This is a genomic window from Allobosea sp. 2RAB26 (assembly GCF_052115465.1).
Taxonomy (GTDB): domain Bacteria; phylum Pseudomonadota; class Alphaproteobacteria; order Rhizobiales; family Beijerinckiaceae; genus Allobosea.
This window is the reverse complement of the sequence record NZ_JBFRGS010000009.1, coordinates 311,952-320,409: the sequence shown is the minus strand read 5'-3', so window position 1 is coordinate 320,409 and position 8,458 is coordinate 311,952. Positions and strand designations below refer to the sequence as shown.

Here is an 8,458-nt window from a genome sequence, read left to right as displayed (position 1 = left end):
CGCCGCGAGACGATGCGGATCGCCGGCAAGCTCGTCTCGACCGACGACATGGTCGAGGTCCGCAATCCCTACGACAATTCCGTCGTCGGCCTGGTGCCGGCGGCGCGGCCCGAGCATGTCCGCGAGGCCTTCGCCAAGGCGCGCGCCTTCARGCCGACACTGACCCGCTATGAGCGCCAGCAGATCCTGCAGAAGACGGCCGAGCTGCTGCGCGACCGCARGSAAGAGTTCGCCCGGCTGATCACGGCCGAAGCCGGRCTGTGCTGGAAGGATTCGCTCTAYGAGGCGAGCCGSGCCTATGACGTCTGGTCCTTTGCGGCCCAGCTCACCATCAAGGATGATGGCGAGATGTTCTCCTGCGACATCTCGCCGAACGGCAAGGCACGCAAGATCTTCACGACGCGCCAGCCCTTGCTCGGGGTGATCTCGGCGATCACGCCGTTCAACCACCCGCTCAACATGGTCAGCCACAAGCTGGCGCCGGCGATCGCCACCAATAACCGCCTCGTGCTGAAGCCGACCGAGCTGACGCSGCTGACCGCGCTCGCRCTCGCCGACGTGCTCTACGAGGCCGGSCTGCCGCCCGAGATGCTCTCGGTCGTCACCGGCAACCCSTCGACCATGGGCGATGCGATGATCACCGATCCCGATGCGGATCTGGTGACCTTCACCGGCTCGGTCCGGGTCGGCAAGCACATCGCCAATACCGCCGGCTACAAGCGCATCGTGCTCGAACTCGGCGGCAACGACCCGCTGATCGTCATGGAGGATGCCGAYCTCGACAAGGCGGCCGAGCTYGCGGTCACCGGTGCGACCAAGAAYTCCGGCCAGCGCTGCACCGCGGTGAAGCGCATCCTGGTGGTCGAGAGCGTCGCCGACGCCTTCGCCAAACTGGTCGTCGAGAAGGCGAAGACGCTGAAATGCGGCAACCCGATGGATCCGGCAACCGATGTCGGCACCGTCATCAATGCCCGCTCGGCCGCGCTCTTCCAGGCCCGCGTCGACGACGCGGTGACGCAAGGCGCCGAAGTGCTCTACGGCCAGCGGGCCGAGGGTGCGCTGTTCCATCCGACCGTGGTCGACCGCATCCCCTACACCTGCGAGCTCGTGCGTGAGGAAACCTTCGGCCCGGTGATCCCGATCATCCGCGTGCCGAACGACATCGCCGAGGTGATCCGGATCTCGAATTCCACGGCCTATGGCCTGTCCTCGGGCGTCTGCACCAACCGCTTCGACTACATCCAGCGCTTCGTCGCGGAGCTCGAGGTCGGCACCGTCAACCTCTGGGAGGTTCCCGGCTACCGCATCGAGATGTCCCCCTTCGGCGGCATCAAGGATTCAGGCCTCGGCTACAAGGAGGGCGTCGTCGAAGCCATGAAGAGCTTCACCAACGTCAAGACCTGGTCCCTGCCCTGGACCGCATGACGAAGAAGACCAGCACAGGCGGAGCGATCCGCCTGTGTTTTACGATCTCAGGGGAAAACGCCGAAAGAGCGCTCTAATCGATCACCACGAGGGGATGAGAAGATGAAGAACTGGCTTGCTTCCTGCGTCATCGGCGCATTCGCGCTCGCGCTGCCTGGTGTCGCCCAGGCGCAGAAGACGAAGGTAACGATCTACACCGCTCTCGAGAACGACCAGCTCGGACCGTTCAAGGCCTCGATCGAGAAGGCCGTGCCGGACGCGGAGGTGGTCTGGGTCCGCGACTCCACCGGCGTCATCACCGCCCGCTTCCTGGCCGAAAAGGACAATCCGCGGGCGGACATGGTGATGGGCCTGGCCGCATCGAGCCTGCTCATGTTCGAGAAGGCCGGGCTGCTGGAAACCTACAAGCCGGCCGGCGCTGATGCGCTGAAGCCGGTCTTCCGCGATCCCAACAGCCCCTATACCTGGACCGGCATGGACGCCTATCTCGGCGTCGTGTGCTACAATACCGCCGAGGCCAAGGGCGTGCCCGTGCCGGCCTCGTGGAAGGACCTGCTCAACCCGGCGTTCAAGGGCAAGATCGTGATGCCCCATCCGGCCTCCTCCGGCACCGGCTATCTGATGGTCGCCGGCTGGCTGCAGAGCATGGGCGAGGCCGAAGGCTGGAAGTTCATGGACGGGCTTCACGAGAATATCGGCGCCTATCTCCATTCCGGTTCCGCCCCTTGCGTCCAGGCAGCCCGCGGCGAGCGCACCATCGGTCTGGCGCTCGACATGCGCGGCGCCTCCGAGAAGACCAAGGGCGCACCGATCGAGGTCGTGATTCCGAAGGAGGGCGTGGGCTGGGAAATGGAAGCCAGCGCCATCGTCAAGGGCAGCAAGAACCTCGCCGTCTCCAAGAAGATCGCCGACTGGTCGACGACCAAGGCGGCGAACGAGCTCTACTCGCAGACCTACGCCATCGTGGCTGCGCCGGGTGTCGAGAACAAGCCGGCCAACTATCCCGTCAATGCCGAGGCGGGGATGATCAAGAACGACCTGAGCTGGATGGCCGATAATCGCGAGCGCGTGCTCGCCGAATGGTCGAAGCGCTACGAGTCGAAGTCGGCGCCGAAGAACTGAGCCTTTGCCACGCCGCCGGCCCGCGCGAGCGGCCGGCGGCATGGTCTGTGCAAGACGCAAGTCCGTGCACGAAGCAAGTCCGTGCACCACGCAAGAGTGCGGCCTCGCCGTTGCCGGCGAGCCTGATCACTGCCTGTTCAGATGAAGGTCGGCATCATGTCCACGACTGCGCCCCCGTTTCTCTCGATCCGCGACCTCGCCAAGAATTACGGCGCGTTCCGGGCGTTGCACGATATCGATCTCGACATCCGCCGCGGCGAGTTCGTCTGCTTTCTCGGGCCGTCGGGCTGCGGCAAGACGACATTGCTGCGGGCCATCGCCGGCCTCGACCAGCAGGATGGCGGCACCATCCTCATGGGCGGGCGCGACGTGTCGCGAGCGAGCCCGTCGGAGCGCGACTTCGGCATAGTTTTCCAGTCCTACGCGCTGTTTCCCAATCTCACCGTCACCGACAATATCGGCTACGGCCTCGTCAACCGGCGTCGCTCGTCTGCCGAGATCGCGCGCCGCGTCGAGGAACTGCTGACGCTCGTCGGCCTGCCGGAGCAGGGCAAGAAATACCCGGTCCAGCTTTCGGGCGGGCAGCAGCAGCGCGTGGCGCTGGCGCGCGCGCTTGCCACCTCGCCGGAGCTGCTGTTGCTCGACGAGCCGCTTTCGGCCCTCGACGCCAAGGTCCGGGTGCGCCTGCGCGACGAAATGCGCTCGCTGCAGCAGCGGCTCGGCGTGACCACGATCATGGTGACGCATGACCAGGAGGAGGCGCTCGCGATGGCCGACCGCATCGTCGTGATGCGGGACGGTGAGGTCGAGCAGATCGGCACGCCCGAAGAGATCTACCGGCGCCCCGCCACGCCCTTCGTCGCCGACTTCGTCGGGCACATGACCTTCATGGATGCGATCGTGACCGGGCCCGGCCGGGTCCGTGTCGACGAGCTCGACCTGCTCGTCGCCAATGCCACCCCCTTCGCCGTGGGGACGCCGGTGCGGCTGGCCATGCGGCCCGAAGAGGTTCGCACCCGCAGCATCGGTGAGGATACGCCGAACCGCTTCGAGGCGCGGATCGGGGATCTGGCTTTCCTCGGCTCCTACTGCCGGGCGCATCTCGAGCCGACCAGCTCCCGTTCGACCCGGATCGCGGCCGATTTCTCGACCAATGCGATGCGCGATCTCGGCATCACGGCGGGACAGGTCTGCACCGTCGCCTTTCCGCCCGAGGCCCTGCATGTCTTTGCGGGGGGCGCACGATGAGCGACCTCGCACCACGGCTGACCATGATCGATGCGTCCGTGAAGGTATCGCCGGTGCGGATCAGCGAGCGCCATGTCGCCGGGGTCCTGATCGTCGCGCTCTGCGCGGTTTTGGTCCTGATCATCGCCCTGCCGCTCTGGGCGCTGCTCTCCAAGAGTCTCGAGGATACGCACGGGAACTTCGTCGGCCTGGCGAATTTCGTCAGCTATGCGACGACGCCGACGCTGTTCTTCTCGCTGCTCAACAGCCTCGCGGTCGCCAGTGCGACCACGGTCATCGTGGTGCCCCTCGCCTTCCTCTACGCCTATGCGCTGCGCCGCAGCTGCATTCCCGCCAAGGGCGTCTTCTATGCGGCGGCGATGATCCCTGTCTTCGCGCCGTCCCTGCTGTCGGGCCTCGCGCTGATCTATGTCTTCGGCAACCAGGGGCTGCTCAAGTCCTGGATGATGGGCGCCTCGCTCTACGGCCCGGTCGGCATCATCGCGGCGGAGACGCTCTACAGCTTTCCGCACGCCATGCTGATCCTCGTCACGGCGCTCGCCCTTTCGGACGGCCGGCTGCGCGAAGCGGCCGACGCGATGGGCACCTCGCGCTGGCGCATTTTCCGGACGATCACCCTTCCCGGCGCGCGCTACGGCGTGATCAGCGCCGTCTTCGTCGTCTTCACGCTGGTCATCACCGATTTCGGCATTCCCAAGGTGATCGGCGGGCAGTTCAACGTGCTGGCGACCGACGCCTACAAGCAGGTCGTCGGCCAGCAGAATTTCCCGATGGGCGCCGTGGTCGGCATCATCCTGCTGGTGCCGGCGGTGCTGGCCTTCTTCGTCGACCGCGTGGTGCAGCGGCGCCAGGGCGCCATGCTCTCGGCCCGCGCCGTTCCCTATGTGCCGCGCCCTGACCAGCGCCGCGATCTCGCCCTGCTCGGCTTCGTCGGCGTGATCGCCTTCGCGATCGTCAGCCCCTACGCGATCGCCTTCTGGGGCTCCTTCGTCAAATATTGGCCCTACAACCTGTCTCTGACCTTGAGCAATTACAACTTCGCCGCGGTCGAGCCGGATGGCTGGAAGACCTATGCCAACTCGTTGCTGCTCGCGTCCCTGACGGCGGTGATCGGCACGGCACTGATCTTCACCGGCGCCTATCTGATCGAGAAGGTGAAGCTCTACCCGCGGCTGCGCGCCTTCGCCCAGTTCCTGGCCATGCTGCCGATGGCCGTGCCCGGCCTGGTGCTCGGCCTGGGCTATGTCTTCTTCTTCAATGCGGGCTGGAATCCGCTCGGCTTCCTGTACGGGACGCTGACGATCCTCGTGATCAACACCATCGCCCATTTCTACACGGTCGGGCACATCACGGCGCTGACGAGCCTGAAGCAGCTCGACAGCGAGTTCGAGTCGGTTTCCGCCTCGCTCAAGGTGCCGTTCTGGTCGACGTTCCGCCGGGTGACGGCGCCGATCTGCATGCCGGCGATCCTCGACATCGCCGTCTATGTCTTCGTCAATGCACTGACCACGGTCTCGGCCGTGATCTTCCTCTATGGCGCCGACACCAAGCTCGCCTCGATCGCGATCGTCCATATGGATGAGGCCGGAGCCATGGCGTCGGCGGCGGGCATGGCAAGCATCATCATGTTCACGGCCATTGCCGTGAAACTCGCCCATGCCGGCCTCGACCGCCTGGTCTTCGGCCGCCTGCAGCACTGGCGGCAACGCTAGATCTTCGGGCCGATGCTTTAGCGGCGCGCGGGAGAACGTGACCATGGCAGCGCAGACGCCAACCCAGATCCTGCTTGCGCTCGCCGGCGAGGTCGCCCTGCTGCTCTGGAGCGTGCAGCTGGTGACGGCAGGCGTTTCGGCCGCCTTCGGCAGCCGCTTGCGCGCGTTGCTGGCGACAGGTCTCGACAGTCGCTGGCGGGCCTTCGGCGCGGGTCTCATGGTGACGGCCGGCCTGCAATCCAGCACGGCGACCGCGATGATGATCGCCTCGTTCTCCGGCGCCGGTTTGATCGCGCTGGCGCCGGCCCTGGCGATGATGCTCGGCGCCAATGTCGGGACGACGCTGATCGTCCAGTTCGTCGGCTTCGACACCAGCATGATGGTGCCGCTCCTGCTCCTCGTCGGCTATCTCGGCATGCGCCGCTTCGGCCGGTTGGCTGCCAATGAAATGGCGAAGGCGCTGTTCGGGCTGGGCCTGATGCTGCTGTCGCTGCGCCTGATGCAGGCCACCATGGCGCCGGTCGAGCACTCGCAGGTGCTGCGCGCGGTTCTCGGCGCGCTCTCGGGCGATCCGCTGATCGCCCTGCTCCTGGCCGCGGTGCTCAGCTTTGCCGCCCATTCCTCGCTTGCGGCGATTCTGGTCGTGATGAGCCTTGCCGCGACCGGGGTCGTGGGAACCCAGACCATGCTGGCGATGGTGATGGGCTGCAATCTCGGCACGGCGCTCAATCCCCTGGTTCAGGCCATGAACGGGAATGCCGCGGCCAGGCGCGTGCCGGTGGGCAACCTCGCCAACCGCATCCTGGGCTGCACGGCCGGCCTGTTGCTTCTGCCCGTGCTGACACCGGTCGTGGAGCGGTTCGCGAGCCATCCGGCGCAATCGGCGGCGCTGTTCCACCTTGCCTTCAACATCGTGATGGCTGTGCTCTTCCTTGTCCCGCTGCCGGCTTTCGCGGGCATTCTGACACGCCTGCTGCCCGATCCCGCGCCGGAAGCCGACCCCTCGCGCCCGCGTTATCTCGACACCGCAGCGCTCACGACGCCGACGCTCGCGCTCGCCAATGCGACCCGCGAGGTGCTGCATATGGCCGATGTCGTCGACGGGATGCTGAAGACGTCGCTCATGGCGTTCGAGGGCGACGATCCGGCCCGGGTGGCCGAGGTCAGCCGCGCCGACGACGTGCTCGACAACCTCTATAACCAGATCCAGCTCTATGTCGGCGCGATCGCGCATGAGACGCTGTCGCAATCCGACGAGCACCGGCTCTCGGAGGTGCTGACATTGGCGATCAATCTCGAGCATATCGGCGACATCATCGAGAAGAACCTGATGCAGATGGCCGGCAAGCGCATCCGCGACCAGCGCCGGTTGCCCGAGGACGCGCTTGCCCGCATCGCCGATACCCATGACCGGTTGCGGGATCACCTGCGCCTGGCGCTCACGGTCTTCATCTCGCAGGACGAAGCCACCGCGCGCCGGATCGTGCGCGAGAAGGAAACCTTCCGCGAACTGGAGCGGGAAGCGATCGAGGCCCATCTCGCCGAGATGCGCACCGGCAGCCGCGAAGCGGTGATCGTCAGCGCGCTCCAGCTTGATATCGCGCGCGATCTGAAGCGCATCGACGCCCATATCGCCGCCACCGTGCACGGACTTCTCGAACAGCGGGGAGCCCTGATGGGAAGCCGCCTGATGCGGGCGGCCGAGTGAGCGCACTTGCGGCTTGCCCACTCTTCGGGTGCGATGAAATCATCCTGCTCCCGCACTCCACCGTGTTCACCAGCAGCATGGTGACCGTTACCGGACCGCCGACGCCCGGAACGGGCGTGATGGAGGGGCTCCTGGAGCAATGACAGCAAGACTGCGTCGCGGCTTTGCCTCCGGAATTGCGTGAAGACAAAGAGCTAAGGGATTGCAGGTGAATCCGATTTTCACCGGAAACGCTGTAGATCATCGGACCGGATACCGTATCCAGCCCGATGATCTAACCCTTTGTCTTTGCATCGGCTTTGCCCCGAAAACCGCAATCCACCTTTCGGGCCGACGCTCTAGCGAAAAATGACGGTCCGCCGGCCGGCCAGCATCACCCGCCGCTCGATATGCAGGCGCAGCGCACGCGCCAGGACGACCGCCTCGATGTCACGCCCGACGCTGACGAGATCGTCGGGAGCCAGCGAATGATCGGCGCGCGCGACGTCCTGGTCGATGATGGGGCCTTCGTCCAGATCGGGGGTGACGTAATGGGCCGTCGCGCCGATCAGCTTCACGCCGCGATCATAGGCCTGATGGTAGGGCTTGGCGCCCTTGAAGCTCGGCAGGAAGGAATGGTGGATGTTGATCGCCCGCCCGTCGAGCGCACGGCAGAGATCGTTGGAGAGCACCTGCATATAGCGGGCGAGCACGACCAGCGACGCATCGGTCTGCGCAACCAGCTCCAGCAGCCTTGCCTCCTGCTCCGCCTTGGTCTCCGCCGTGACCGGCAGATAGTGGAACGGGATGCCGTAATTCTGCGCCAGCGGCTCGAAATCCCGATGGTTCGAGACGATCGCGGGAATCGTGATGTTGAGGTTCCCCGTCGCCTGGCGGAAGAGCAGATCGTTCAGGCAATGGCCGAAGCGTGACACCATCAGCAGGACGCGGGCCGGACGGGCCGTATCGACCGCGTCCCAGCTCATCTGGAAGGTGCCGGCCACGCCGTCGAACTCACGCCGGAACGCCGTGTCGTCGAAGCGGTCGCCGGCGGCGAAGGCAACGCGCATGAAGAAGCGGCCGTCGCGCGGATCGCTGAACTGCGCGCTTTCCAGGATGTTGCAGCCGTGCCGGTAGAGCACGCCGCTGACGGCATGCACGATTCCCGGCCGGTCCTCGCAGGCGAGGTTGAGGACACGGGCGGGCTTGCGCAGGACGATATCCCTGGGAATGGCGGGGGCGAGCGGCGTGAGATCGGTCATCC

At 65.8% G+C, this 8,458-nt stretch carries 6 protein-coding genes; 5 read left to right on the top strand and 1 reads right to left on the bottom strand.

Annotated elements, in window-relative coordinates; all coding sequences use genetic code 11:
* From phnY to AB4118_RS19770, 5 genes are all read left to right on the top strand, one after another.
* A partial coding sequence (gene phnY / locus AB4118_RS19790; RefSeq protein ID WP_441491358.1) for a phosphonoacetaldehyde dehydrogenase occupies positions 1 to 1,425 on the top strand: 1,425 nt, incomplete at its 5' end.
* Between the two features lie 102 nt (positions 1,426 to 1,527).
* Positions 1,528 to 2,547, top strand: a complete 1,020-nt coding sequence (locus AB4118_RS19785; RefSeq protein ID WP_441491357.1) for a putative 2-aminoethylphosphonate ABC transporter substrate-binding protein — start codon at positions 1,528 to 1,530, stop codon at positions 2,545 to 2,547.
* Positions 2,548 to 2,703: 156 nt separating this feature from the next.
* On the top strand, positions 2,704 to 3,795 hold the full coding sequence (locus AB4118_RS19780) for a putative 2-aminoethylphosphonate ABC transporter ATP-binding protein (RefSeq protein WP_441491356.1): 1,092 nt from the start codon (positions 2,704 to 2,706) through the stop codon (positions 3,793 to 3,795).
* Positions 3,792 to 5,507 (top strand): putative 2-aminoethylphosphonate ABC transporter permease subunit, encoded by a 1,716-nt coding sequence (locus tag AB4118_RS19775; RefSeq protein WP_441491355.1) that lies wholly within the window; start codon positions 3,792 to 3,794, stop codon positions 5,505 to 5,507. Before AB4118_RS19780 ends, AB4118_RS19775 begins: the two co-directional genes overlap by 4 nt.
* A 43-nt stretch (positions 5,508 to 5,550) precedes the next feature.
* Positions 5,551 to 7,215: a Na/Pi cotransporter family protein gene (locus AB4118_RS19770; RefSeq protein ID WP_441491354.1), complete on the top strand. Its 1,665-nt coding sequence runs from the start codon at positions 5,551 to 5,553 to the stop codon at positions 7,213 to 7,215.
* A 338-nt stretch (positions 7,216 to 7,553) separates the two neighbouring features.
* Here AB4118_RS19770 and purU read toward each other — a convergent pair whose 3' ends face one another.
* Positions 7,554 to 8,456: a formyltetrahydrofolate deformylase gene (purU, locus tag AB4118_RS19765; protein WP_441491353.1), complete on the bottom strand. Its 903-nt coding sequence runs from the start codon at positions 8,454 to 8,456 to the stop codon at positions 7,554 to 7,556.
* Positions 8,457 to 8,458 lie beyond the last annotated feature (2 nt).